The organism is Maritalea mediterranea, assembly GCF_021568695.1.
In the GTDB taxonomy this organism is placed as follows: domain Bacteria; phylum Pseudomonadota; class Alphaproteobacteria; order Rhizobiales; family Devosiaceae; genus Maritalea; species Maritalea mediterranea.
In genome coordinates this window covers 728,644-753,886 of sequence record NZ_JAKGTI010000001.1, presented here as the reverse complement: position 1 = coordinate 753,886, position 25,243 = coordinate 728,644, and the positions used below count along the sequence as shown (strand labels likewise).

24 protein-coding genes and 2 pseudogenes are annotated in these 25,243 nt (G+C 53.2%); 4 read left to right on the top strand and 22 right to left on the bottom strand.

Annotated elements, in window-relative coordinates:
- Positions 1-22: 22 nt before the first annotated feature.
- Positions 23-1,063: a sensor histidine kinase gene (locus tag L1I42_RS03660; RefSeq protein WP_236113139.1), complete on the top strand. Its 1,041-nt coding sequence runs from the start codon at positions 23-25 to the stop codon at positions 1,061-1,063.
- Positions 1,064-1,202: 139 nt separating this feature from the next.
- Here the strand turns inward: L1I42_RS03660 and queF are convergent, their stop codons facing one another.
- The 6 genes from queF to L1I42_RS03630 all read right to left on the bottom strand — a co-directional run bounded on the left by queF (position 1,203) and on the right by L1I42_RS03630 (position 5,312).
- A complete protein-coding gene (gene queF / locus L1I42_RS03655) occupies positions 1,203-1,667 on the bottom strand; it encodes a preQ(1) synthase (RefSeq protein ID WP_236113138.1) in 465 nt (154 codons plus the stop codon).
- A 9-nt stretch (positions 1,668-1,676) separates the two neighbouring features.
- Positions 1,677-2,402, bottom strand: a complete 726-nt coding sequence (gene queE / locus L1I42_RS03650) for a 7-carboxy-7-deazaguanine synthase QueE (protein ID WP_236113137.1) — start codon at positions 2,400-2,402, stop codon at positions 1,677-1,679.
- Positions 2,381-2,734 (bottom strand): 6-carboxytetrahydropterin synthase QueD, encoded by a 354-nt coding sequence (gene queD, locus L1I42_RS03645; RefSeq protein WP_236113136.1) that lies wholly within the window; start codon positions 2,732-2,734, stop codon positions 2,381-2,383. The genes queE and queD overlap by 22 nt, the downstream gene beginning before the upstream one ends.
- Positions 2,734-3,435 carry a 7-cyano-7-deazaguanine synthase QueC gene (gene queC, locus L1I42_RS03640; protein ID WP_236113135.1) on the bottom strand — a complete coding sequence of 234 codons (702 nt, stop codon included), beginning with the start codon at positions 3,433-3,435 and terminating at the stop codon, positions 2,734-2,736. Before queC ends, queD begins: the two co-directional genes overlap by 1 nt.
- A 125-nt stretch (positions 3,436-3,560) precedes the next feature.
- Complete coding sequence (locus tag L1I42_RS03635) at positions 3,561-4,403, bottom strand: carbohydrate ABC transporter permease (protein WP_236113134.1); 843 nt, start codon at positions 4,401-4,403, stop codon at positions 3,561-3,563.
- Between the two features lie 282 nt (positions 4,404-4,685).
- The gene (locus tag L1I42_RS03630; protein WP_236113133.1) at positions 4,686-5,312 is read right to left on the bottom strand and encodes a helix-turn-helix transcriptional regulator; all 627 of its coding nucleotides are present in this window, start codon (positions 5,310-5,312) and stop codon (positions 4,686-4,688) included.
- Between the two features lie 86 nt (positions 5,313-5,398).
- Between L1I42_RS03630 and L1I42_RS03625 the strand changes: the two genes are divergently transcribed.
- The gene (locus L1I42_RS03625) at positions 5,399-5,821 is read left to right on the top strand and encodes an SRPBCC domain-containing protein (protein WP_236113132.1); all 423 of its coding nucleotides are present in this window, start codon (positions 5,399-5,401) and stop codon (positions 5,819-5,821) included.
- On the top strand, positions 5,814-6,230 hold the full coding sequence (locus L1I42_RS03620; protein ID WP_236113131.1) for a DUF6855 family protein: 417 nt from the start codon (positions 5,814-5,816) through the stop codon (positions 6,228-6,230). Before L1I42_RS03625 ends, L1I42_RS03620 begins: the two co-directional genes overlap by 8 nt.
- A 45-nt stretch (positions 6,231-6,275) precedes the next feature.
- Here the strand turns inward: L1I42_RS03620 and phoB are convergent, their stop codons facing one another.
- From phoB to L1I42_RS03580, 8 genes and pseudogenes are all read right to left on the bottom strand, one after another.
- Positions 6,276-6,974 carry a phosphate regulon transcriptional regulator PhoB gene (gene phoB / locus L1I42_RS03615; protein WP_236113130.1) on the bottom strand — a complete coding sequence of 233 codons (699 nt, stop codon included), beginning with the start codon at positions 6,972-6,974 and terminating at the stop codon, positions 6,276-6,278.
- Positions 6,975-6,999: 25 nt separating this feature from the next.
- Entirely contained in the window at positions 7,000-7,704 is a 705-nt protein-coding gene (gene phoU, locus L1I42_RS03610; RefSeq protein WP_236113129.1) for a phosphate signaling complex protein PhoU, read from the bottom strand.
- A gap of 73 nt (positions 7,705-7,777) precedes the next feature.
- Positions 7,778-8,524: a phosphate ABC transporter ATP-binding protein PstB gene (gene pstB / locus L1I42_RS03605; RefSeq protein WP_236114160.1), complete on the bottom strand. Its 747-nt coding sequence runs from the start codon at positions 8,522-8,524 to the stop codon at positions 7,778-7,780.
- Between the two features lie 106 nt (positions 8,525-8,630).
- Positions 8,631-9,446, bottom strand: a pseudogene (gene pstA, locus L1I42_RS03600) (phosphate ABC transporter permease PstA); the annotation flags it as partial.
- A 531-nt stretch (positions 9,447-9,977) separates the two neighbouring features.
- Positions 9,978-10,466, bottom strand: a pseudogene (locus L1I42_RS03595) (DUF3333 domain-containing protein); the annotation flags it as partial.
- Complete coding sequence (pstC, locus tag L1I42_RS03590; protein ID WP_236113128.1) at positions 10,459-11,823, bottom strand: phosphate ABC transporter permease subunit PstC; 1,365 nt, start codon at positions 11,821-11,823, stop codon at positions 10,459-10,461. The gene pstC and the pseudogene L1I42_RS03595, both read right to left, overlap by 8 nt.
- Positions 11,824-11,941: 118 nt before the next feature.
- The gene (locus L1I42_RS03585) at positions 11,942-12,943 is read right to left on the bottom strand and encodes a PstS family phosphate ABC transporter substrate-binding protein (RefSeq protein WP_236113127.1); all 1,002 of its coding nucleotides are present in this window, start codon (positions 12,941-12,943) and stop codon (positions 11,942-11,944) included.
- Positions 12,944-13,159: 216 nt separating this feature from the next.
- Positions 13,160-14,455 (bottom strand): sensor histidine kinase, encoded by a 1,296-nt coding sequence (locus tag L1I42_RS03580; RefSeq protein WP_236113126.1) that lies wholly within the window; start codon positions 14,453-14,455, stop codon positions 13,160-13,162.
- Positions 14,456-14,641: 186 nt separating this feature from the next.
- Here L1I42_RS03580 and ppk2 point away from each other — a divergent pair, with 186 nt between their 5' ends.
- On the top strand, positions 14,642-15,517 hold the full coding sequence (gene ppk2 / locus L1I42_RS03575) for a polyphosphate kinase 2 (RefSeq protein ID WP_236114159.1): 876 nt from the start codon (positions 14,642-14,644) through the stop codon (positions 15,515-15,517).
- 40 nt (positions 15,518-15,557) lie between these two features.
- On the opposite strand, the gene L1I42_RS03570 is transcribed toward ppk2, so the two are convergent.
- The 8 genes from L1I42_RS03570 to L1I42_RS03535 form a co-directional block, all read right to left on the bottom strand.
- Positions 15,558-16,256 (bottom strand): L,D-transpeptidase, encoded by a 699-nt coding sequence (locus tag L1I42_RS03570; protein WP_439651486.1) that lies wholly within the window; start codon positions 16,254-16,256, stop codon positions 15,558-15,560.
- A gap of 147 nt (positions 16,257-16,403) precedes the next feature.
- Complete coding sequence (locus L1I42_RS03565; protein ID WP_236113125.1) at positions 16,404-17,189, bottom strand: IclR family transcriptional regulator; 786 nt, start codon at positions 17,187-17,189, stop codon at positions 16,404-16,406.
- Complete coding sequence (locus L1I42_RS03560) at positions 17,190-19,361, bottom strand: malate synthase G (protein ID WP_236113124.1); 2,172 nt, start codon at positions 19,359-19,361, stop codon at positions 17,190-17,192.
- A 105-nt stretch (positions 19,362-19,466) separates the two neighbouring features.
- Entirely contained in the window at positions 19,467-19,847 is a 381-nt protein-coding gene (locus L1I42_RS03555; protein ID WP_236113123.1) for a YbaN family protein, read from the bottom strand.
- A 184-nt stretch (positions 19,848-20,031) separates the two neighbouring features.
- On the bottom strand, positions 20,032-22,569 hold the full coding sequence (locus L1I42_RS03550) for a methyl-accepting chemotaxis protein (protein ID WP_236113122.1): 2,538 nt from the start codon (positions 22,567-22,569) through the stop codon (positions 20,032-20,034).
- Positions 22,570-22,742: 173 nt separating this feature from the next.
- A complete protein-coding gene (locus tag L1I42_RS03545; protein WP_236113121.1) occupies positions 22,743-23,114 on the bottom strand; it encodes a response regulator in 372 nt (123 codons plus the stop codon).
- Between the two features lie 105 nt (positions 23,115-23,219).
- Positions 23,220-24,284: a protein-glutamate methylesterase/protein-glutamine glutaminase gene (locus L1I42_RS03540; RefSeq protein ID WP_236113120.1), complete on the bottom strand. Its 1,065-nt coding sequence runs from the start codon at positions 24,282-24,284 to the stop codon at positions 23,220-23,222.
- Positions 24,281-25,132 (bottom strand): CheR family methyltransferase, encoded by an 852-nt coding sequence (locus L1I42_RS03535; RefSeq protein WP_236113119.1) that lies wholly within the window; start codon positions 25,130-25,132, stop codon positions 24,281-24,283. Before L1I42_RS03535 ends, L1I42_RS03540 begins: the two co-directional genes overlap by 4 nt.
- Positions 25,133-25,243 lie beyond the last annotated feature (111 nt).

Below are 25,243 nucleotides of genomic sequence, written 5' to 3'. Positions count from 1 at the left end.
ACATGTTTTGTTGGAATTGCCTTTGGCGGTCTCAATCGTTGATAAGAACGGCAAAATAATTGCCTGTAACCCGCGGGCCAGCAGGCTCTATTCTTCCCCGGAAGATCGCTTGGCGTTATCCGAGCTTAACGCCTGGCAACCGCGCAGCGGCAAATTGACGGAACTGTTGCGCTCGGTTGCCGGCTCGTCAAGCTGGGTTCCCATTGCACTTAATCGTGGGGAGAAGCGTATTGAGTTAAAAGGCCGCGCGCTCATGGTGGATGGGCGGGCCGAACCGCACATCCTATTGATGGAATCTCCTTCCGCCCCCCTTCGCTTTGCAGAACATTCGGAGCAAGTCCGTCGGCTCAATGCCCAGCTGATTGTTCAACAAAAGACCGAGGAACGCCTACGCGCGGCCATTCAAGTGGCAGAAGATTTGAGACGGGAGGTGGTCCACCGGGTGAAAAACAATTTGGCCATTGTCGCGGCACTCTTGCGCACCAAGTCGCGAACCGCCGAACACCCCGCAGCAACTGAAGCGCTTTTGTTGGCCGCAACCCGGGTACATTCGATCGCCATAATCCACGACATTTTGGATGCACGAAATGAAACCGAAACGGTGACCACCAAAGCCGTCCTCATGGCATTGTTGGATCACCTGCAAGACGCGATTTGCCCAGCGCATATTACGCTTGCGTGCGACGTTCTTGACATTGAGATTCTTGCTGAAACCGCATTGCCAATCTGCCTTTTGGTGAACGAGTTGGTGACCAACGCCATCAAACATGCCTTTAGAGGGCGCAACTCCGGGGAAATCCGGGTCGTGTTCAAACATGAAAAGGAGGGCTTCGTCCTTGTGGTTGCCGACAATGGCGTTTGGGTGGACGAAGTGCCTCAGCGAAAGGGCAAAGGTAGCCAAATCGTTCTGGCCTTGGCCCAACAATTAAACGGCCAACTTACCGTCACCTATTCTGAGGGTACGACTTGGACCATTTCGCTACCCTTGGCGATCAAGCGCACGACACCCTCGCCCCCCTTTATGTTTTCAAACAACCAACGAGATAGGCTCGAGCGGCCCTGAAAGATCGGCTCGGTTTAAAAGGAGTTTATCTCGCTCGCAGCCGAGCGGGCACTTGCGCAGGCGCGCGAAAAGTCGCGCGGCGCCCCTCACAGAGCTTGACCGTCTTGTCCCCTTTGGCCGCTGCGGAACGTTCAAAGGATTAGCCGCGTCCTCGATATGGGGGGACGCCCTGGTCGGGAAGCCAAAGTTGCTCAGGCACGGGGCCAGATTGCCAGAACACATCGATGGGGATGCCGCCGCGTGGATACCAATAGCCGCCGATCCGGAGCCATTGCGGCTCCAGAAAATCGACCAAACGGCGCGCGATGGAGATGGTGCAATCTTCATGGAAAGCGCCGTGGTTGCGGAAAGAGGTTAGAAAAAGCTTGAGCGATTTTGACTCCACCAACCACGCGCCGGGGGCATAATCAATCACCAAATGCGCGAAATCCGGCTGGCCGGTCATCGGGCAAAGTGAGGTGAACTCTGGTGCGGTGAAGCGCACATTGTAGGTCACGTCTGCTTGCGGGTTGGGCACACGCTCCAGCTCTGCATCTTCCGGCGATGCTGGAATGCGGGTTTCGCCGCCCAGTTGCTTTAAGTTCGCATAGATATTTTCAGTCATGAGTTTCTCCTATACGCCGCGTTTATTGCCCCACAACAATACATGCAGTTGCGGCAAGATACGGGGGGCGAACCAGCGATCAGCCATCGCTGTGTCTGTCAGCCACGCCAATCGATCGATAAGCGATTGCGGGTCAATTGGGGTTTGAGGGTCCACCTCCGGATTGCCGGGCTGAAGATAAAGCGGCAGATCAGGATAGCGACCATGGACTTGCTTTGCCCAATCATAATCGGCCTGGTCGAAAATGACGATCTTCATCACCATTTGCCGCGCCGCAGCTCCCGCTTTTAGGCATTCATAGAAGTTGGACCAGTTCACCACTTCGCCACTGGACGGCGGCTTGGGCGACAGCACCAATGTGTCCAGCTCGGCAAACCACGGCCGTGCAACGGAACCTTGGGTTTCGCAGGCGAAACGATACCCCGCCGCACGGCCCCGCGCAATCACCGGGCCAAAATCTTGAATGGCGGGGTTGCCGCCGCTCAGTGACACCGTAAGCGGTTGCCCGTCCGAGAGCCGCAGCACCTCGTCCCACACGGCCTCATCACTCATCGCGGCCCAATCGTGGCGATACTGACTTTCCACGGCATGAAGGCTATCGCACCAGCTGCAACGATAATCGCAACCGCCTGCGCGGATAAAGACGGTAGGTTCACCGATCAGCGCGCCCTCGCCCTGCACTGTGGGGCCAAAAATTTCTGCGATGCGCAAAGTCATGGGCGATATTCGGCCCATGTTTTGGGCGTTTCGCTGACCAAAACCGCACTGGTTTCCGGCCACCGCGCGTGGCACCATTTATAAAAATGCAGCGCCATATTTTCCGCTGTGGAAGGGCCATCCATCACATCATTCAAATGCCGGTGGTCGAAGTGATCATCAATGTAGGTTTTGAGCGGTTTAAGATCGTGATAATCGCGCACAAACCCGTCTTGATTTAAGGTTTCGGCGGCCAGTTCCACCACAACAATATAATTGTGGCCGTGCAACCGCGCGCATTGATGGTCTGCGGGCAAATGGTCCAATTGATGCGAGGCGGAGAAATGAAATTCTTTGCGAATACGAAACATTATCGCTTCCCCCCTTCTGCCACGGCTTCAAGCCAATAGTCTGGATCAGCATAATCTGTAGGGTCTTCCACGCCCGCAAGGTGGAAGGCTTCGCGGCGTTCGACACATGTGCCGCACCGGCCGCAATGCGCCTCGCCCCCTTTGTAGCAAGACCAGGTTTCAGCAAAAGGAGTGCTGTGTGCCGCACCTTCTTTCACAATGTCCGCCTTGCTGCGTTCCACAAACGGGGTATAGAGCTGGACATTTGCATAACCATCCAGCGCTGCCTTTTGCATCTTATCGAATGCGCGGGTGAATTCGGGGCGGCAATCGGGATAGATAAAATGGTCACCGCCATGCACCGCGGTGGCCACAGCCTCATCGCCATTGGCCGCGGCGATGCCAAAGCCAATGGTGAGCATGATGGCATTGCGGTTTGGCACCACGGTCACGCGCATTGTGTCTTCGGCATAGTGTCCATCCGGCACATCAACATTGTCGGTGAGCGCAGAACCAGATAAGGCGGCACCGATGCCGCGCATATCCATGAGATGATGCGGCACGTTTAAGCGCTTGGCAGCGGCGGCTGCAAAATCAAGCTCCTTGCGATGGCGTTGGCCATAATCGAAGGAGACAAGCCGGGTCAGCTCATGCTGATCGGCTATAATATGCGCGAGCGAAACGGAATCCAGCCCGCCCGAGCAGATAACGAGTGTTTTCATTTTTAGGGCCCTTGTTTTGATATCCGGGTAGGCTGCGACCGGAAAAGGGGTGTTCTAAACCATAGACCATCCCGAATGCAAGCCGGATATGTTGAGAAATCCGGCCTCTTGGTGCGGCGGGGCCGCTATTGCTTCACCGCACCGGCGGTGAGGCCGGCGACCATGCGCCGCTGCACAAAGGGGAAAATAAGCATGACGGGCAAGATGCCAATCAGGCTGGCGGCCATCACGTCGTTCCAACGCGCAACGGATCCTTCAGCATAGGGATATAGCCCAAGCGGCAGCGGCTGCATTTCCGGTGTCCACAAAAACGCAAAGGCGATTACAAATTGTTGCGAATAGGCGCCGATAAAGGTGGCGATCGCAACCACGGCGATACCCGGCATGGCGATGGGAATAATGACCCGGCGCAAAATATAGAGCCTTGAGGCTCCATCAACCCATGCCGCTTCTTCAAGTTCTCGGGGGATGGTCAACATGTAAGAACGTAGCAGCCAGATGCCCACGGGGATCAAAAAGGTCGCGCCGGGCAAAATCACCGCCCAATAAGTATCCAGAAGTCCGAATTTAAGAAAAATTTTAAACAGCGGCAGAATAAAAACGGTCGGCCCAATCATGGTGATGGTCAGAAATGCGGTGAGCAACACCTCACGACCCTTGAACTCAAATCGCCCAAAGGCCCAAGCGGCGGGGATCACCGCAATCAAGGTCAGGATGGTCACGCTGCTGGCAATGAAAAAGCTGTTCCAAATATAGTGCCCAAGCAAGGGCACATGGTTCCACACGGTGAAATAGGCATCAAAGCTCATGCCATCGGTGAAGACCTCATAGGGTATGGACACGATCTCCCGCCAAGGACGCAGCGACACCAAAAAGGCTTCAATAAAGGGCGCGAGGATAAAGGTGAGGAATATGGCGATGCCAATATAGATGCCCACAATCTCGTACCATCTATATTTGTTGATCATGCCTTGCTCCTAAAATGCTTTAACGCCAGCAAACGCGATGCGCGACCGGCAAAATTTTTGCCCCATCGTGCGGGCGTATGTCATATTTTATCTCTAAAGCGGCTTTTTGCCATCGAACGACGGTCGAAAATGCGGATGTAGCAAAGCTACATCAAAAATCGTTTGTAATCAGTTACGGGATCAAAATTTGATGGCGAGGCCCTGGGGTTCAGCCGACCAGATCGAATCCCAACGCAGGGGAAACCTGCACCATCATGCTGGTCGCCTTGCCGGAAATGACATTCAATCATTTGTATCGCTTGAAAAGCGCATGGCCGAAATGTTCAGCCGCCCCCAGTCTGCTATAGGTATATTTTTGGCGGTGAGGCCATCGCGGACACACCAACCGGTGTCATCCAATGTCAGTTTGATCGGGTGGATTTGCTGTTCAGTCTTGCTGGCAAACCGGAGCCGCACAATTGTTGCAGCGCGCACGGCGTGGGCCATTGCGCGGACACGTGGATCCTCAACATTTGTATTTTTGTTCAGTTCAAACCTTGCTGCCAATTTTGTCGCCTCAAGCCGGGGCTTGTCAGGCAGGCTTTCAATTAGTTTTGCGCGGGCGCGCTGTGCGGCGTCTTCGAGCCCCAACGCCGCCACCATGGGTGTTTGTGCACAAAGCACAAGACCAAGTGCCGCCGCTTCATCCCGCGAAAGCCCGGTTAGGCGCGTGCGGTAGTTAAACCCCAGTTCAATGCCGCCACCCTGCCCCTGATGCACGATAATGGGCAAACCAGCCTCGGTCATCGCATCAACATCACGCAGGATCGTGCGGGGCGCGACTTCCAACTCTTTGGCCAACTGCCCGGATGTCTGGCGACCCCTATTTTGAAGAATGAGCAATATTTGCAGCAAGCGGGCAGCGCGCATAATTGAACTTTCTAATATGACATAAGATGTCATATTAGGTCATTTAGGTTTGATGCTGTCAATAAGTTGAATGACAGAAGAGAGATATGAAAACCTACCAATCAAAAATTGAAATTGCCGCATCCGTCGAAAATGTCTGGCGCGCCTTGCTGGACGGCTTGCAAACTGATCCGCAGCCTTTTGGCATTATCAAACTTGAGGGCGAGCTCGCGGCCGGCTCGCGCCTGAAGCTTTGGTCTGAAGTCGACCCCAACCGCGCATTTGCGTTGCAGATCATATCGTTTCAGCCACCACACAAAATGGTCTGGCGAGGCGGCATGCCCTTTGGCCTATTCACCGGCACTCGAACCTTCATCCTACGTCGCTCTGGCGAAACGACAATCTTCGAAATGGAAGAAATTTTTAAGGGTGCACTTGCTGGTTTAATTGTGAAATCCATGCCAGATTTGAACCCAAGTTTTGAGAAATTCGCATTGGCGTTAAAACAAAAGGCCGAAAATTATGAATGATGTTGTTTTTGGATCTGGCACACAGGAAGACCCCTGGGTGCTTAAAACGCCACCGCTCACTTCTGAATTTCAGGTTTGGAAAGACGAGTTGAACGATCCGCCCGCATTGGTGGTGCAGGTGGGCAAAACCCGATTATCCTATCAGCTTCGGGCCTTGGAGGATGCCTATGCGATGCTCAAGCAGCACGGGGATTGGATGCCATTGGGCAATGCGGATGAAGGCAAGCCAACCAAACCCGGCACGCTGGAGGACTGGGCCCGCTCGGCAGATAATCCCGTTGGCGGCTATTATGGATTGCGCAAAGGATATCGCGGACGGTTCGCCAATTATGTGGGACCAACGTTAGAATTGTTGGGACTAGCCGAATTGGAACACAACGCCCGCAACAATCGCATTCGCGCGCTTTAGCTCATGGCGGGTGAGCTTCGCGGCATGTGCATGCCACAGCTCGACTTAAGCTGTGGCGAATTTCTCGTCGAAGGAATAGCCAGCGCCGCGGACGGTGCGGATGGGGTCTTTTGAGCGGCCGCGATTGATGGCTTTGCGCAGGCGGCCAACATGGACGTCGACGGTGCGTTCATCCACATAGACATCATGGCCCCAAACGCCATCCAGCAATTGCTCGCGCGAATAGACGCGGCCGGGATTTTGCATGAGATATTCCAGCAAGCGATATTCGGTGGGACCGAGATGCACTTCGCGGCCTGAGCGGCGTACGCGGTGGGTTTCGCGGTCGAGTTCAATATCGCCCGCGGTGAGGCTTTGGGCCGTCAGATGCGGGTTGGACCTGCGCAGCAAGGCTTTCACCCGCGCCAGCAGTTCGGGCACGGAGAAGGGTTTGACCACATAATCGTCGGCGCCGGTGGCCAGACCGCGCACGCGCTCTTCCTCTTCACCGCGGGCGGTCATCATAATGATCGGTGTGCGCTGGGTTTCTTCACGCGTGCGCCAGCGGCGACACAGTTCGATGCCGGAAAGGCCGGGCAGCATCCAATCCAGAAGGATCAGGTCGGGCACCTCCTCACGCATGATCAAATCGGCCTCGTCGCCACTTTCAGCTGCAGAGACTTTATAGCCCTCTGCCTCCAGATTATAGCGCAGCATAACCGCCAGATCGGCTTCATCCTCGACGATCAGTACATGTGGTGACATCACCCTATCCTCGCAATGTTATGGACTATCCCAAAGAGACCTTGCCGCTCTCCACATCATTGTAGAGATTGCCGCCAGTTTCCAGATAATAGGCGGCCTCGGCAATATTGGTGGCGTGGTCGCCTGCCCGCTCCAAATTTTTGGCGCAGAACAGCAAATGGGTGCAATCGGTGATGTTGCGCGGATCTTCCATCATATAGGTAAGAAACTCGCGGAACAGCGATACGTAGAGAGAATCCACCTCATCGTCGCGACGGCACACGTCAATGGCAATTTTTGCATCCCGTGCGGTGAATGCATCCAGCGCCCGTTTGACCTGTTGCAACGACAGATCGGACATGTGGCGCACACCATTATAAAGCTGCTTGGAGACGCGCTGGCTATCGATATGCAAGGTGCGGCGCGCCAAGTTTTTAGCTATGTCGCCAATGCGCTCCAAATCGTTGGCCACATGGATGGCGGAAACGATGTGACGCAAATCTCCCGCCATGGGTTGGCGGCGTGCAATCATCGACACGGCCTGCTCGTCGATCAGGCGCTGCATATCATCCACACGCTTGTCGGCCTGGGCGGTTTGCTTGGCCAATTCATGATCTACGCGCACCAGCGCTTGCGTGGCATTGGTGATGGCCACCTCAACCATGCCACCCATTTCAGAAATGGCACGGGTCAAAGAAGTCAGTTCATCCTCATAGGAAGTGACGATATGTTCGTTATCTGGTGTTGCCATTGTTTTATCTTTCACCGCTAGTGCTGAGTGCCGCTTTGGGGACCGTTATCGCAACGCCCCTGCGCTTTAAATATTACCCGATACGTCCGGTAATGTAATCCTGGGTCTTTTTGTTGATCGGGTTGGTAAAAATCTGGTCAGTAGGTCCTTCTTCAATCAGTTTTCCCAAGTGGAAGAACGCTGTCTTCTGGCTCACCCGCGCTGCCTGCTGCATCGAGTGGGTCACGATCACAATAGTGAAGTTGGCGCGCAGTTCGTCAATCAATTCTTCAATGATCGCGGTGGCAATGGGGTCAAGCGCCGAACAGGGCTCATCCATCAACAACACTTCAGGCTGGGTGGCGATGGCACGCGCAATGCACAAACGCTGCTGCTGACCGCCAGAAAGCCCGGTACCGGGCTGGTCCAGTCGATCTTTCACTTCTTCCCAAAGGCCAGCGCGGCGCAAGGAGGAGGTGACCAGATCGTCCAACTCATCTTTTGTGCGGGTCATGCCATGAATGCGCGGACCATAGGCCACATTTTCATAGATGCTTTTCGGGAACGGGTTTGGCTTTTGAAACACCATGCCCACCCGCGCGCGCAGTTCCACCACATCGATATTTTTGTCGTAAATATCATCTTCATCCAAAACGATCTTGCCGGTGACCTTGCACACGTCGATCGTGTCATTCATGCGGTTCAAGCACCGCAAAAAGGTGGACTTGCCGCAGCCTGAAGGGCCAATCAAAGAGATCACTTGGTTTTCGTAGATGTTCAAATCCACATCAAACAGCGCCTGTTTTTCACCATAAAACACGTTGACGCCGTTGCCGCTCATTTTCACCTTACTGGCGTTCGCAGCGGGCGCTTTTGCTGCAGTGGCGGCCAAATTTGCTTCTACACTCATTCTCTACCTCAATATGTATGGCAACCTAAAGATCGGCTTACCAACGGCGTTCGAAACGTTTGCGCAGGACAACGGCCAGCGCGTTCATTGTAATCAAAAACCCAAGCAAAACCATAATGGCCGCAGATGTGCGCTGTTGGAATGCCGGTTCTGGGAAATCTGCCCACATGAAGATTTGCACCGGCAAAACGGTGGCCGGATCGGAAAAGCCCATGGGGATATCCACCACAAAGGCCACCATGCCGATCATCAAGAGCGGTGCGGTTTCGCCCAAAGCCTGCGCCATGCCAATGATGGTGCCGGTCAATATGCCCGGCATGGCCAAAGGCAACACATGGTGGACCACGGTTTGCAAACGGGAAGCGCCAATGCCCAAGGCGGCTTCGCGAATGGAAGGCGGCACTGCCCGCAGAGCGGCGCGTGAAGCAATGATGATGGTGGGCAGTGTCATCAAAGCCAGCACCATACCGCCGACATAAGGGGCAGAACGGTCAAGTTCGAAATAGTTGAGGAACACGGCCAAGCCGAGCAAACCAAACACAATTGAAGGCACGGCAGCCAGATTGTTGATGTTCACTTCGATCAACGTGGTCCAACGGTTTTTCGGGGCGAACTCTTCCAGATAGATCGCCGCAGCCACGCCCAAGGGGAAGGACAGCAGCAGGGTGACGATCAAGGTAAGCGCAGAGCCCACAGCGGCGCCAAGTACGCCGGCCATTTCCGGCTCACGGCTGGCCCCGCGGGTAAAGAAGATGGTGTTGAGACCAGAGCGAACATAGCCACGTTCCACCAACTCATCGGTCCACACAATTTCCTGGTCTGTGAATTTGCGGTTGGATTCGGGCACTTCCAACACGCGAATATACCATTGGTCTGCCGCCACATTGGTGACATCGGCATCGATCGGCATAAATTCTTCGACATTGGCGGTGGTGTTGGTCACCTTTTGGGCCTTCAGCACGGCGTCATCGATATAGACGAGCACAGACATCATTTCGCCCGTCAGATCTTCGCCCAAACCGGGATTGGCTACCCGGCTGTCGATTTTTTTGGTCTGCTCTTCGATCTGCTTGATACGGGCTTCCAACACCGTGATGTCAGATTGATAGCGCTCCAACTCGGCTTCCAAGCGGTTTTTCACGTTGGCATTTGTTTCTGCCGGAATTCGCTCTTGCAGCGCTTTAATGTCACCACGTGTTTTGTTGAGTGAAAGCTGCAGACCGGATTGCTGGGCGCGCAGGCTTGCGGCCTGATCGCGCAGGGCTTCTTTAGCGCGCGCCAATGCATCGGCAAAAACCGGCTCATCTGCAATCAAGCGCAGGCCATTGTCAGTGCGATCCACTCTTAAAGCGCCTTGACCTTGGATGCGATAATCACTGGTGATCTGCCCTTTGAGATAAAGATCTGCAAAGTCAGAAATTGGCACTTCCAAGCGGGTGTCGTCGCTGCCGACTAACGCCGGATTATCCAGCACCTGTTGGCGCAAATAGACCGAAGCACCTGAAGAGAGAATGCCGCTCAAGGCGCGTTTTTCGCTCCGCCCAGTTACGGTGGGAAACTGGTCACGAATGCCATCACGCACCACAGCGTCAAAATTGGCGCGGCGCAAGCTCGTCTCAGAATTGTCCAGACCCAGTTTTTCTTCGGTCAGCTCAAACGGCAAGCTGACGAAATTAAAGGTAAAGGCCGGAATGCCTTGAAACACCACGGTGGAGAGCAACAAGAGCAGGAAGGCGACGGACACGCCGATTGCCGAACGCCCGAGCCATTTAAAAACGGACTCGCCGCGGTAACGCTTGGCCAATCGCTGGCGTGCGCCTTCGCTGGTATGGATCGAGGCCTGTTCCACATTGCCACCTGTTAAATCAGTCATATTGCTCTCGATATTTTTTGATCACCCGAAGCGCAATGACGTTCAGCAGCAAGGTAACGCAAAACAGCACCAGGCCCAAGGCAAAGGCCGCGAGTGTTTTTGCACTATCAAACTCCTGGTCACCCACCAGCAGGGTTACAATTTGTACAGTTACGGTGGTGACCGCCTCAAGCGGGTTCACTGTCATATTTGCAGAAAGCCCGGCGGCCATCACCACAATCATGGTTTCGCCAATGGCACGGGAAATGGCGAGCATTAACGCCGACACAATGCCCGGCAAGGCCGCTGGCAGAATAACGCGGCGGATTGTTTCGGACTTGGTGGCGCCCAAACCGGCGGAGCCATCGCGCAGGCTTTGGGGCACCGAGTTGATCACGTCGTCTGACAAGGAAGAGACAAACGGGATGATCATGATGCCCATCACCAGCCCGGCGGCCAATGCACTTTCCGATGAAACGGAGATGCCAATCGCCTCCCCCGTGTTGCGGAAGAAGGGCGCAACGGTGAGCGCGGCAAAAAAGCCATAAACCACCGTTGGGATACCGGCCAGGATTTCCATAATTGGCTTGGCCGTGGCGCGCACTTTCGGTGAAGCATAGTCAGACAGGTAAATCGCTGACATCAGACCGATTGGTGCTGCAACAAGAATAGCAATCGCGGTGATCAACAGGGTGCCGGCAAAAACGGGAATGGCGCCAAAAACCTCTGAGTTGCGGTCTGTCGCCTCTTCGCCCACACCTTCAAAAGCGCTTTGCGGGCTCCAGTGGGTGCCAAACAAGAAATCCAGAAAGTTCACTTTTTGGAAGAAATTGACGCTTTCGAAAATCAGCGATAGCACGATCCCCAAAGTGGTGAGAATCGCCACGCCGGAGGCCGCGATCAGAACCGACATCACTGTCTTTTCGACGAATTGGCGCGCGCGCAGTTCCTGATGAATCGCGCGCATGGCAAACCAGCCACCGGCCACAACAAGCACGCCAATCACGATTTGTAAAATGAGCGCAGCGCGGCCAACAAAGGCGCGATAATGCTCGACAGCCTCCGCTTCCAGCTGGCTTAACGCGCTGAGATCGGTGCGGTCAGCAAAGGAACGCATATTGCGGATAAGCGCATTTTGCTCGATGGTGGCCAGATTGGCAAAGTCCGCCCCGAGTTGGGCGGTCACATAAGCACTGGTGAGATAGCGCGAGAACAAGAGCCAGGTGAAAAACAACAGAACGGCGGGCACCATGCCACAAATCATGACAAAGGCGCCATGAAAGCCCGGCTTGGAGTGAAGAACTGTTGGGTCACCACCAACCGTGGCGACAGCGCGAGAGCGGCCGATATAGAAAAGCGCGCATGCGGTTAAAACCAATATGATTACGAAGAACCAGCCTTGCACCTTGCCACCCCGTTCTTAAACATTGATGCCCTTTAAGAGCATAAAGGCCGCCCCGGTTAAACCCCGGGACGGCGCAATTCAGTGAAAAGAGTTACTTCTTTTCAACAGCCACCAAGTTTTCGGCGTCTGATTTGAACTTTTCGCGCGCTTCAGCAGGCAATGGGATCAGACCTTTTTCGGTCAGATAGCCTTCATCACCCCAAGCTGCTTCTGATGTAAATTCAGCTACATATTCCTGAATACCTGGGATCACGCCAACATGTTCTTTTTTCACATAGAAAAAGAGTGAGCGAGACACAGGATAGTCGCCATCTGCAATGGCATCAAATGTTGGCTCAACGCCATCAACAGTTGCGCCTTTGATTTTGTCAGCGTTCTGGTCGAGGAACGAGAAGCCGAAAATGCCAACAGCGGCTGGGTTGGCTTCAAGCTTTTGCACGATCAGATTGTCGTTTTCGCCAGCGTCGATGAATGCGCCGTCTTCACGGATTTCGCCACATGCATCTTCTTCGATGCCTTCCTGACATGATTCTTCCATCACCAATTCAACAAAGGCATCACGTGTGCCTGAGGTTGGAGGTGGGCCGAGAACTTCGATTTTTGAAGCTGGCAATGACGGATCAATGTCTGACCAGTTTTTGTAAGGATTTGGCACGATCTGGCCATCGATCACTACATTTTTCGCCAAAGCTGCAAAGATTTGATCGCGGGTTACGGAAAGGTCAGCACCAGACTTTGCGCCAGCCAACACGATACCGTCGAAACCAACTTTAACCTCAACTGGTGTGGCACCGTTGGCCAAGCAGTTGTCGATTTCTGAGTTTTTAATGCGACGGGATGCGTTGGTGATGTCTGGTGTGCCTTCGCCAACACCTTCGCAGAACAGCTTCAAGCCACCGCCAGAACCAGTTGATTCAACAATCGGTGTCGGGAAGTCAGTTGTTTGACCGAAACGCTCAGCAACCGCTGTTGCGAATGGAAATACTGTTGATGAACCAACGATAGAGATCTGGTCACGTGCTTGTGCACCGGTTGCGGCAACTGTACCTGCAACCACCAAAGCAGCAACGCTTGCATATTGGGCGAATTTCATAATGTCATCCTCTTTAGAGCTTGCACTCAAATCCATTTTTCACGTCGGGCAACCAGATTTTGTTGCTGGCCGTTTCCTCCCGATCTGCGGGCACCCTATTGATCTGTGCTGATGGTTTTATGTCTTTTCAATGACAATTAGATGACAGTTTAACTCGCTGATATATATATCTTATTTGGACACACCACGACTCGATATGACTCAGAATGACATCGTTTATAACGGCAAATAGACGCTTATTTCGGTCCCTTCGCCCACCACTGAGGCAATCTGGAGATCGCCGCGATGCCGGCCCACAATGTGTTTTACAATGGCAAGGCCCAGCCCGGTGCCCTTTTTGCGCCGGGATGATTCCACATCCACGCGATAGAATCGCTCTGTGAGTCGCGGCACATGCTCTGCCGGGATGCCGGGGCCGTTATCTTTGACGGTCAATTTGATGTCGTAATCCACCCGGTTGAGGGCCTTTTCCAGTCGCACATCGATTTTTCCCCCTTCGTCGCCATATTTAATGGCGTTCTCAATAAGGTTGGTGATCACCTGGCTCAGCTCGTTACGGTCACCCGTGACAGAGATGCCGTCCAGTTCGTTGTGAAAATCGAGACGGGCTTTGCTTTCAGTCAATTGCGGCTGCAGCATCTCCACCGATTCTTTGACCACATTGCCCAAGTCCACTTTCGTGGTGGGGCGTTTATGTTGCCGCAGCTCGATGCGCGACAGCGACAACAAATCATCAATCAAGCGCGACATGCGCTCGGCTTGGCCACGCATGATACCCAAAAAATGGTCGCGCGCTTTTTCGTCATTGGCGGCCGGGCCCATCAGCGTGTCCAAAAACCCCATCAGTGATGTGAGCGGTGTACGCAATTCGTGGCTGGCATTCGCAACAAAGTCTGCCCGCATTTGATCGAGCGAACGCTGTTCGGTCTGATTTACAATGGTGACGACAAATAGATTTGTCCGCTCGGTCGGCGCCACGCCGGGTTTTTGAACTTCCAACGGCACCGCACTGACCTGATACCAGCTCGCCGCCGGCACCGTTTCACGAAACTCGCCTGTGGCCCGATCATTTGTGGCAATGGCGTTTTCTATGGTGTTGAGCAACAATGGATTGCGCAGTGAAAAAGACAGCGGATCGCCAATGGCTGTGGAGGGAAATTCGTCGGCAGCGGCATGGTTGCGATAACGCAGAATGACGCGGCGGTCGACGATCAGGCACGGATCGGGCAATGCCTCGGCGAACCGCTTGGTGGACGTGTCAGGCCAGAGAGAAGGTTGCTGGTCCATTTGCGACACTGCCGGCACCAGACGTGCCCGGCGCGGCACCGCGATGGCCGACAAAAAGATGATGCCAAAGGAGAAGAGCGCTTGCACAAAGCTGAGCAAGCCGCCTGCATATAACACCAGAAACACCAATGAGCACGCCAACAACACCCAGCGCGCGGCATAAAACCGATCGCGCCAGCGAATGGTTAGAGTGCGGTTCGGGTTCTGCGGGTCTGGCACGCTCATGCGGTTTCCTTGAAATATGGTGTGATAATCCGACCTGATTAATTTGGTAATATGACTGTTCAACGACAAGATCGCGCGGCTTTTATCCGCAGCAAATGTCGCTCGCTGACTTTTTCTGTCGCATCAATGCTTTACGACAGCGTGCATGCATCTTAAAGTTTTGGCACTTCACTCTTCAGCCTTCCCATAAACGGAAAAGGGAAAAAGCGCAAATTGACCGATTTCGATCTAGATGACCCAAGTTTGCCACCGCAGATTGCGGATCGCGCCTTCCAATCTGGCAACTATCCTTACAAAGACAAGCTGAAACGCAAAACATATGAGGCCCAATTAGAGGCCTTGCAAATCGAGCTGACCAAGCTGCAAAGCCATTTGCGGGAAACAGGCGAACGCGTGATCCTTTTGTTTGAAGGCAGAGATGCAGCGGGTAAAGGCGGCACAATTCGGCGCTATACCCATTACCTCAATCCAAGGCACAATCGGGTTGTTGCGCTTTCAAAGCCGACCGAAACCGAACAAGGTCAATGGTATTTTCAGCGCTATGTCGCCCATTTTCCCACGGCGGGGGAACAGGTTTTATTTGACCGGTCCTGGTATAACCGGGCTGTGGTGGAACCAGTGATGGGGTTTTGCACGCCTAAACAAACCGAAGGCTTTTATGAAAGGCTGCCGGATGTGGAACATATGATTGTGAAGGAGAATATTCACTTCTTTAAATTCTGGTTGAATATTGGGCAAGAAATGCAAATGAAGCGTTTCCATGATCGGCGCCACAGCCCGCTCAAGCATTGGAAACTCAGCCCTGTTGACCTGCGAGCCCTAGGTAAATGGAAGGAATATTCTGCGGCGCGTGATGAGATGCTCACGCGCAGCGATTTTGACTTTGCCCCCTGGACCGTGGTGCGCGCCAACGACAAGCGACGAGCGCGGATTGGGGCAATTCAAAGCGTGGTATCGAAAATCGATTATGCGGGTCGCAACCTGAAAGCGATTGGTGAGATCGACAAGCATATTGTGCAATCTGCCAAGACGTTTCTAGATCACTGCCCTAAAGATGAATAAGGCGCGGTCTCCCGCGCCTTTTTAACTGCTTATTTTTCGCTTAGGCCACTGTATCAATCTGGATGCGATTATCCGGAATGACCACAATAGGTGCGCCTTTCGGCACGCGATCATAAAGATCAACAATATCGTGGTTGGTCAGTCGAATGCAGCCAGAAGATGCGGCCGTACCGATGGTCCACCATTCAGGTGAGCCGTGAATGCGATAAAGCGTGTCGCGTCCGTTTTGGAAAATATAGAGCGCCCGGGCACCCAATGGATTGTCCAGTCCCGGCGGCTGGCCATCAGCCCATTTCGCCAATTCCGGTTCACGTTCAATCATTTCTTTTGGCGGGGTCCAAGTCGGCCAAGGGCGCTTGAACTGAATCTTTGCCCGACCTGACCAGGTGAACCCAGCTTTGCCGACACCAATGCCATACCGCATGGCCTGCCCATTATCCAAGGTGAGATAAAGGAAGCGGTTTGGTGTATCGACGACAATTGTACCGGGCACCTCGCCAAATGGATCATCAACCACTTGACGCCAATATTTCCGATCAAGCCGGTTGGCAGGAATAGACGGCACAGTATAGCCGCTGTCTGTGAAGGATGCATAGCGCAACTCAGCCGGATCTGGCGTGTTGACTTTAGGGCCTTCAGCCACTTTGGCACTTCTCGCACCGCACCCTGTCAAGACAGCAGACATGGCTGCCCCGGACAAAAGCATAGAAAATTGACGACGTGATAGTTTCACTTTGATCTCTCTTAACCACAAAAAAGCCGCCACGGGGTGGCGGTGAAGAATTTCCTGCAAACTATAATAGATTTGCATTTAATTATAGAGCATCTTTGCCACACTCTGGATAATTTCATATGAATAAACGCGCACTTTTTTGTGAAGTTCCCCTCAATTCGGCTTTTTTCCCCCCAATTGTTGCGTGACCCGATCTGCCGCGGCTTGCACAAGAGCGGACAATTGCCCAGTACGATCAGCCGTCACTCTAACCGTTGGACCGGATATGGAAATGGCGCAGACGGGCTCAGCATATTCGTTAAAGACAGGGGCAGCAATGCAACGCAGGCCGCGTGATTGCTCCTCATCATCAAGGGCGAACCCCTGATCGCGGACCTTCTGCAATTCATTTTCAAAGCTTACGTTGTCTGGCAAGGTTTTTGCGGTCAATTTGGGAAAGTTCAACCTTTTGATCAACTGAGCTGCCAGCTCTGGCGACAAAAAGGCCAGCATGGCCTTGCCCACAGCACTGGCATGCAAGGGGCCGATGCTGCCGATCTTCACGGCCATGCGCATCACTTCCTCGCACTCAATTTGGGCGACAAAGACCACCCTGTGTTGATGAAGAATGGCAAGGTTAACGGTTTCCCCCGCGTCCTGCATCAACTGACGCATTGGCGCTCGGGCGGCGGCAATAAAGTCGCGCCGCTGGATAAAACCAGCCCCGATTTGGAAGGCAGCCAGCCCGATCTGCCACACGCCGCCCTGCCCATCGAATTCAACAACCCCCTGGCCTTCAAGCGCCCCGAGCAAACGGTGCGTGGTGGAGGGCGCCAGGCCAGCTTTTTGGGCCAATACGCCCAATGCTATACCATCCGGCGCTGCCGCAATGATATTGAGCAAGGCAAAAGCACGGTCCAGCGATTGCACCGCGCTTTTGGACTGCTTCTCCGCCACCATTTAGGCCTTTGCCTTTGCTTCCAAGCGTCTGCGGTGTAAAATTGGCTCCGTATAACCAGACGGTTGATTTTTGCCTTCAAACACCAGTTCGCACGCGGCAGCGAAGGCGACAGATCGATCAAAATTGTCCGCCATGGGCTTATAAGCCGGATCGTCAGCGTTTTGCGCGTCCACTTTCTTCGCCATTTTTTTCATGGCCTCGCGCACCTGGTCTTCGGTAACCAGACCGTGCAACAACCAGTTGGCAATGTGTTGGGCGGAAATGCGCAGGGTCGCGCGATCTTCCATCAGGCCCACATCATGAATGTCCGGCACCTTAGAGCAGCCCACGCCCTGATCGATCCAGCGCACCACATAGCCCAAAATACCTTGGGCATTGTTTTCCAGCTCGTTTTGCACTTCGTCTTCTGACAGGTTGCGCCCCTCGAGCAAAGGTGGGGTTAAAATATCGTCCAGCGCCGCTTTTTCCCGCTGTTTAAGCTGCGCTTGCACGTCGAACACATCGATCTGGTGATAATGCGTGGCATGCAGCACGGCGGCTGTTGGTGATGGCACCCAGGCGCAATTGGCTCCGGCTTTCAAATGATCGGTTTTGGTGTCCAGCATTTTGGCCATTTCGTCGGGCATGGCCCACATGCCCTTGCCGATCTGGGCTTTTTTAGAAAATCCGGTTTCAAGTCCGGTATCCACATTCCAGTTTTCATAGGCGGTCAGCCATTTGGCGCCTTTAATGTCGCCTTTGGGCAGCACCGGTCCGGCCAACATGGAGGTGTGGATTTCGTCGCCAGTACGGTCCAAAAAGCCAGTATTGATGAAGACCACGCGGTCCTTCACCGCGCGGATACACTCTTTGAGATTGACCGTGGTGCGGCGCTCTTCATCCATCACGCCGACCTTGATGGTGTGCCGGGGCAGATTATAAGCGTCTTCCACGCGATCAAACAGTTCGTCAGTCAGCGCAGCTTCTTCGGGCCCGTGCATTTTAGGTTTAACAATATAGATTGAACCGGCACGCGAATTGCGCGGGCCGTCTGACTTGTTCAGATCATGCAGCGCGCACAGAACGGTGATCATCGCGTCAAGCATGCCTTCAGGCACTTCCTCATCATTGGCGTAAAGTACGGCATTGTTGGTCATCAAATGCCCCACATTGCGCACCAGCATCAGGGAGCGACCTGGCAGAGAAAAGTCTTTTCCGTCGGTGCCGGTAAAGGTGAGGTCACCATTAAGGGAACGGACCATCTCCTTGCCGTTTTTGGTGAAGCTCGATTGCAGGTCGCCCTTCATCAGCCCGAGCCAGTTGCGATAAACGATGGTTTTGTCTTCCGCATCAACAGCCGCGACAGAATCTTCGCAATCTTGAATGGTGGTCAGGGCGGCTTCAACGATCACATCTTTCACCCCTGCCCCGCTCTGCTGGCCAATCGGATCATCCTTATTGATCACGACCTCCACATGCAGGCCATTATTGACGAATAGATAGCCTTGCCCGTCTCGAGTTTCCCGCGTGCCGACAAATTGGTCAGGATTTTTCAGCGCGACCTCTTCACCATCAATGATGGCGCAGAACTGTTCGTCTTTGTGCTGATAGCTGGTGGCAGCGCCATGCGTGCCTTTGGCGAGCGGGATGGCCTGGTCCAAAAAGGCGGCTGCTCTGGCAATCACTTCGGCGCCGCGCTTTTCATTATAATTTTTCCCAGGTGCGAGTTCACCCTCGGTGGAAATTGCATCCGTGCCGTATAATCCATCATAGAGCGACCCCCAACGAGCGTTGGCGGCATTGAGGGCGAAACGGGCGTTCATCACTGGCACCACCAATTGCGGCCCAGCGACCTTAGCGATCTCATCGTCTACGTTCTGGGTACCGATTTCGAAATCAGCCCCTTCAGCAACAAGATAGCCAATCATTTTGAGGAACTTTTTATAGTTTTTCGCGTCCCAGGGTGCACCTTGATGGGCCCGGTGATAATCGTCAATCTGCTGTTGAATTTTTTCCCGCTTCGCCAGCAGATCCTTATTGCGCGGTGCCAGATCGGCCAAGATCTTTTCAAACGCACCCCACACCTGATCGGGGTCGAAATTCAGACCCGGCAAAATTTCATCCTCCACGAGGGCTGCCAAGGGTTTAGCCACCTTCAGATTGCCGATTTCCACATAGTCTGATGCGCGCATGATTAATCCTCACCAATTGAATTTTGCTGAGGATAGCGACTTCCCCCTCCAACTGTCAACAGAAATGGAAATCAATTCCGCATTGTGGAATTCAGCAAATCATCACTAGTGTTTCGGGGGTGCTCTGCGCGTGACCACAAACAGGGCCGCGCCGGCTAAACACGCCCCTTGGATGGCCAAAAGCTCCCAGCGCAGGCCGATCAACACGCTCAACGAGAAAGCGCCCGCCATCGTAAGCACGGCTGTTATCTTGGCCCGTGTTGATATAGCACCATATTTTTCCCAATCGGCGATGGGGGGCCCCAGTTGGGGGTGTTCAATCAACCATTTATGAATGCGCTCATTGGATCGGGCAAAGCCAAAGGCTGCCACGATCAAAAACGGGGTGGTGGGCATGACAGGCAGGAAAACCCCGATCAAGCCGAGCCCCAAACTGGTCCACGCCACGATTGACCAAACCATCCGCCAAAAACGACTATCTGACACAGAATCACCTTTTTTGGCGCATCATGTCGAGTTGACAAAGAATAATAAATATGATTTTTATACTCATGTTTAGATGTCACCTGCCTGAGACATCATTTGTCCACATCCCCCTAATGCCCGTGGACAAAAAAAGGCCCGGTTCGATTGAACCGGGCCGATTTTTTAACAGGTATGGAAGAAGTGCCTAGAACTCTTTCCAATCATCTTCCTCTTCCACCACCGTCTCTTCTTGCTTCACGGCGGCGTTACCCCGACTTAGATAAGATTTTGCAGCGGTCACAACCTTTTGCTGCAAACCCTTAATGCCCGTCGCTTGTGTTGCGCTAGACGGGGCTGGCGCAGGTGCAGGCTTCTCACCACCGCGCTCATCGGTAACAAACACATCTACGATGGCATCAAGCTCGGAGGCCTGCGCTTCGGTTTGCTCAATGGCCGCATTGGTTTCTTCCACAAGCGCCGCGTTACGCTGTGTCATATCATCCATCTGCGCCACAGACGTGGTGATTTGTTCGATAGAAGTCGCCTGCGCTTTACTCTTATCCGCAATGGACACCATGATCGCATTGTTCGCGCGCGCTGCTTCCAACATGGTTTCAAGGTTGGTTGCGGCCTCGGCCACCAGCTTCGAACCATCACTGACCTCAGAAACTGATTGCTCAATCAGCTTTTTCACATCTGAAGACGCGTTGGCCGCTGACTGGGCCAGACGGCGCACTTCCACGGCCACAACCGCAAAACCCTTGCCGGCTTCGCCAGCACGTGCGGCCTCAACTGAAGCGTTCAAGGCCAACAAATTGGTCTGGAAGGCAATATCATCAATCATGCCAATAATGTTCGAGATTTGGTTGGATGATGATGTGATCCGTTCCATGGCTTCATTGGCCTGGCGCATCACTTCACCGCCCTGCTCTGCAGTTTGGCGCACCTGCTCAGCGTTGGCGCTGGCGTCTGATGCTTCCTTGGCATTTTCAAGCACTGTCTTGGACAATTCATTCATTGTCATGGACGTCTGGTTGATAGTCGCCGCCTGCTCGTTTGTCCGGCTGGACAAATCATTTGCCCCGGCCAGAATTTCGCTGGTTGCGACTTTCAGGGCGCGTGATGTTGAACGCAACTGGCCAATCACTTCACTCAATTTAGAGTTCACGCGGTTGGTGTCAGTTTTCAACTGATCGAAAGCGCCCTTGTATTCACCTTCCATGCGCACTGTCAGGTTCGCATCGGCCAACGCAGAAAGCACCTTGCCCGTTTCGCTGATGCCGCGATCTACGGTTTCCACCAACCGGTTTACACCTTCAGCCAAAGTGTTCAATTCCTGATCTGGGAATTCGGCTTCCACGCGACGTGAGAAATCACCGTCCACAGCAGCGTCAACCACATCACCAAAGGCAGATTGCAGCTCACGCATCATTTGCTGACGCTCGGCAGCGCGGGTGGCGGATGCCTCCTTCTCAGCTTCGGTCATTTGCTCAACTTTGATGCCGTTTTCACGGAAGACTTCAACAGCCCGAGCCATTTCGCCCAACTCGTCTTTGCCCTGAGTGCCATGCACCTCTACATTTAGGTCGCCCTTCGCCAAAGCACCCATGGTTTTGGTCAGCCGGGAGATTGGCACGGTGATGGTGCGGGTAAAGAACAGACCAGCGCCAACGGCGATCGCCAGCATAATACCGCCAACGATCAACATCATGTTGCGCATTTCCGCGACAGGTTGGAACAATTCAGAGATTTCCTGTGTGGCGACCATGGCCCATTTTACGCCTGCAAACTCAACAGGTACCGCCTCCACATGGATCTTGTCCCCATGGCTGTCGGTTGCAATTGAACGCGCGGCCTCGCCAGAAATAGCCTTGGTTACCGCTTCGGTTTCCAAAGTTGCGACAAAAGCGTCATTTTCTTCTGTATGGGCCGAATCGACACGCAGGACATTATCTGACCCAACAAGCAAGGTTTCGCCGGTTTCACCCAACCCCTTCTTCAACCCGATAAAGTTCGCCACCGTGTCATAGGGCACACCAAACACGAGTACACCGACAAAATTACCCTTATCATTGACAATCTTACTGCCCATAAAGCTGGCAGGCACATCTTCATAATGCGGGTATGGCGCGAAATCGGTGAACACCGCTTCGCCAGCCTCAGCAGCTTCGGCTTGCTGCAAAATATTCGCCAATGGGGAACCGGCTTCAATTCTGGTCGCAAAGTCGCGCTGCTTGAATACTGAGTAGACCACAACCCCGTCGGGCGAAAGCAACAAGATGTCTTTGTAGCCGGCATTAATTGCTTGGGTCGCTAATTCAGGGTGAATGCGCGAGTGCGCGAAATCATAGTTGGTGAACTGTTTTGCGGTGTTGGCCAAATGCCGTTCATTTTCAGCGTGCGGGTTGTTGTCAATAAACCCTTCCTGCAGATAGCTGGTGGGATCGTCCGCATCCGCTTGTCCCCAAGTCTTACGCAATTCCGTCGCGTTACTCACAACGTTAGGATCGCTTGAAGCCTTAACCAGATCATTGGACATTTTAGCCAATAGATCCGAAAGTGTCTCAGCCCGAATTGACGCAATGGTGGATAATCGCTGTTGCGTGAGATTATTGACCGTGTTTTGCGAGACCTGATAGCTCACAAAACCAACACCGGCGCCCACCAGAAGCGCCGCCGATACGACTACAACCGGCAGTTTCTTCGCGATTGTGATGGATGGCATTTTGAGTTTCTTGAACATGCTCGACCTTTTCTACACTTTTGTAGAATCTCCCCCAAATTTGCGATAATTTGAGCAAAATTCGCAATCATTCGGATACTAAATTAAAGTGGAAAAGCTAAACATGTCTTAAAAAACGCAACAATTCGAATAGATTTTAACTTAAGAAATAGCGCGCAAAAACTTGATGCGCGCTAGGTCAGGGCACCGATTACTGCTTCAATCTTTTTCTTCATTGTGCCGGCATCAAATGGCTTGATAACGTAGTTGTTCACACCGCAGGCAATCGCTTCTTTTACTTGCTCTTTGTCGCCTCGACCCGTTGCCATAATAAACGGCAACTTGTTGGTCTTTGGGTGCTTGCGGATCACTTTAAGCAAGGTGAGCCCGTCAACGTCATCCATGTTCCAATCCGAGATGATCAGATCGACATTGGACGATTCCAATTTGGTGAGCGCATCGCGACCGGATTTGGCTTCAATAACTGTCTTGAAGCCAAGTTGGTTCAGGATAAACTTACAGATCCCGCGCATGGATTGCTGATCATCAACAATCAAAACGGTCATAGAACTGGCTTTAGGCATACGCTTGGGCCTCTGATGTGTTCATGGTTAATGTTAATTCAAATCGCATCATAAACGTCAAACCGTTACTAATATATCAACTTATGCTTAAGCAGCATCACGTTTTGCTTCCAAAGCGCTGATCAGCTTGGAGGCGATGGATTCAATTTTTGTTTCTTCCTGCACAGCGCCTAATGCTTTCGCCGCACCGGGCATGCCGTAAATCAGGGCTGACGACTGGGACTGGCCAATTGTGTAGGCGCCGGCTTGCCGCATTTCCAACAAACCCTGCGCCCCATCCTTACCCATCCCGGTGAGAATGGCTCCGACAGCAAAATCGCCCACTTGTTTGGCCACTGAGCTAAACAGCACATCGACGGAGGGCCGATGACCAGAAACAACTTCATCCTCGCCGATACGGCACTTCAATTGGCCCGAGCTATATTCGACACGCAAATGGGCACCACCGGGTGCGATATAGGCATGACCTGGCTTGACCGGCTCACGGTCTTTCGCCTCAACAACGGTCAAGCCACTCACCTCATTCAGTCGAGAAGCAAATCGCTCGGTAAAACCGGCGGGCATATGTTGGGCAATAACCACCGGCGGACAATCTTTGGGCAAACCAGACAGTACTGTCTTGATGGCTTCGACCCCACCGGTTGATGCGCCGAGCGCAATCAAGGCCTTGCGGGAAGAATTCACCTTGGACGGTACTGCAGCACGTTTCGCACCTGCGCCACTTGCTGGCTGACGCGCCATCGCGCGGCCCTTCACGTCAGACTGAGAGGCTGCAATGACTTTCTCGCGCACCTCACGGCCAAACCCTTCCAAACCACCTTCAAGATCGTGGCCCGGTTTGGCGACAAAATCTACCGCACCCAGTTCGAGCGCCAATAAGGTTTCGCGCGCGCCCTTCTGCGTCAGGGTGGAAATCATCACCACAGGCGTCGGACGCAACCGCATGATTTTTTCCAAAAAGGCCAGCCCGTTCATATTGGGCATTTCGATATCCAGCGTCACAACGTCTGGATTGAGCGTTTTGATTTTACCCCGTGCATCCATCGGATCGCACGCCGTACCCACAACATGAATATTAGGGTCTGCACTCAGCAATGTTTCCAAAACACTGCGGATAAGAGCGGAATCGTCAACGATTAGAACTTTGATCATGCTGCGCTCCGAGATGCCGGTTCAGATTTAGGTTTATAGATCGTCTTGCCGACAAGCTTGAATTTCTCAGAAACGGAATTCAGGTTTTCCGAGTGGCCGATATATAAAAAGCCATGTGGCGCCAACAATTCGCCCATGCGGGTAAACATGCGCTCCTGCGTCGGCTTGTTGAAATAGATGGCTACATTGCGACAAAAAATTGCATCGAATGGGCCTTTCATGGGCCATTCATGCATCAAATTAAGCGGCTTAAACGCAATTGTTTTGCGGATAAACTCAGGAATTTGGACATCGCCATTGCCCAGTGGCTCAAAGAATTTAGACCGCTCTGCACTCAGGCCGGCCAAATCATTCTCTTTATACACACCTGTTTGCGCCCGCCTTACCACATCGGTATCGATGTCCGTGGCGAGAATGCGCATATCCCAGCTTTTCAATTGCGGAAAAGCGCTCAACAACGCCATTGCAATTGTGTAAGGCTCCTGCCCTGTCGAGCAGCCTGCAGACCAAATCCGCAAGCGTTTGGATGCTGCGATCTTTGGATCTTTCATCAAATTACCCACATGATCGACCAAATGGTCAAAATGGTGATCTTCGCGATAGAAGCGTGTCAGGTTGGTGGTCAGGGCATTGATGAATTCTTGAATATCGTCGGCGCTGGCGTTGCGATCAAGAAAATCAATGTAGTCCGAAAAGGTCTGTAAATTAAGCCGCCGCACAATTTTTGACAGACGAGACACCACAAGCGTGCGCTTTGCATCGCTCATGGAGATGCCCGCGAGCTTGTACACTTTATTTCTTACCGCTTCAAATTCGCGATCTGACAAGGAGATCTCACCATTATCCATACCGGTCCCAGCCTCATTTCCCCTGACTTTACGTCTACCTGACGCAAAACAGCCCGTTTATTGGTGGGGCGCGCCAATTTTGACGTGCGCCTTCGCAAGGATTATGGCGGA

Coding starts and splice junctions, on each gene's coding strand:
- L1I42_RS03635 (WP_236113134.1), bottom strand. CDS start 4,403: ATGATCAACAAATATAGATGGTACGAGATTGTGGGCATCTATATTGGC.
- L1I42_RS03620 (WP_236113131.1), top strand. CDS start 5,814: ATGAATGATGTTGTTTTTGGATCTGGCACACAGGAAGACCCCTGGGTG.
- L1I42_RS03630 (WP_236113133.1), bottom strand. CDS start 5,312: ATGCGCGCTGCCCGCTTGCTGCAAATATTGCTCATTCTTCAAAATAGG.
- L1I42_RS03580 (WP_236113126.1), bottom strand. CDS start 14,455: ATGAGCGTGCCAGACCCGCAGAACCCGAACCGCACTCTAACCATTCGC.
- L1I42_RS03585 (WP_236113127.1), bottom strand. CDS start 12,943: ATGAAATTCGCCCAATATGCAAGCGTTGCTGCTTTGGTGGTTGCAGGT.
- L1I42_RS03565 (WP_236113125.1), bottom strand. CDS start 17,189: ATGGTGGCGGAGAAGCAGTCCAAAAGCGCGGTGCAATCGCTGGACCGT.
- L1I42_RS03550 (WP_236113122.1), bottom strand. CDS start 22,569: ATGTTCAAGAAACTCAAAATGCCATCCATCACAATCGCGAAGAAACTG.
- phoB (WP_236113130.1), bottom strand. CDS start 6,974: ATGTCACCACATGTACTGATCGTCGAGGATGAAGCCGATCTGGCGGTT.
- L1I42_RS03625 (WP_236113132.1), top strand. CDS start 5,399: ATGAAAACCTACCAATCAAAAATTGAAATTGCCGCATCCGTCGAAAAT.
- L1I42_RS03545 (WP_236113121.1), bottom strand. CDS start 23,114: ATGACCGTTTTGATTGTTGATGATCAGCAATCCATGCGCGGGATCTGT.
- queF (WP_236113138.1), bottom strand. CDS start 1,667: ATGACTGAAAATATCTATGCGAACTTAAAGCAACTGGGCGGCGAAACC.
- pstB (WP_236114160.1), bottom strand. CDS start 8,524: ATGAGCGGCAACGGCGTCAACGTGTTTTATGGTGAAAAACAGGCGCTG.
- queE (WP_236113137.1), bottom strand. CDS start 2,402: ATGGGCCGAATATCGCCCATGACTTTGCGCATCGCAGAAATTTTTGGC.
- queC (WP_236113135.1), bottom strand. CDS start 3,435: ATGAAAACACTCGTTATCTGCTCGGGCGGGCTGGATTCCGTTTCGCTC.
- L1I42_RS03540 (WP_236113120.1), bottom strand. CDS start 24,284: ATGATCAAAGTTCTAATCGTTGACGATTCCGCTCTTATCCGCAGTGTT.
- queD (WP_236113136.1), bottom strand. CDS start 2,734: ATGTTTCGTATTCGCAAAGAATTTCATTTCTCCGCCTCGCATCAATTG.
- L1I42_RS03560 (WP_236113124.1), bottom strand. CDS start 19,361: ATGCGCGCATCAGACTATGTGGAAATCGGCAATCTGAAGGTGGCTAAA.
- phoU (WP_236113129.1), bottom strand. CDS start 7,704: ATGGCAACACCAGATAACGAACATATCGTCACTTCCTATGAGGATGAA.
- L1I42_RS03535 (WP_236113119.1), bottom strand. CDS start 25,132: ATGGATAATGGTGAGATCTCCTTGTCAGATCGCGAATTTGAAGCGGTA.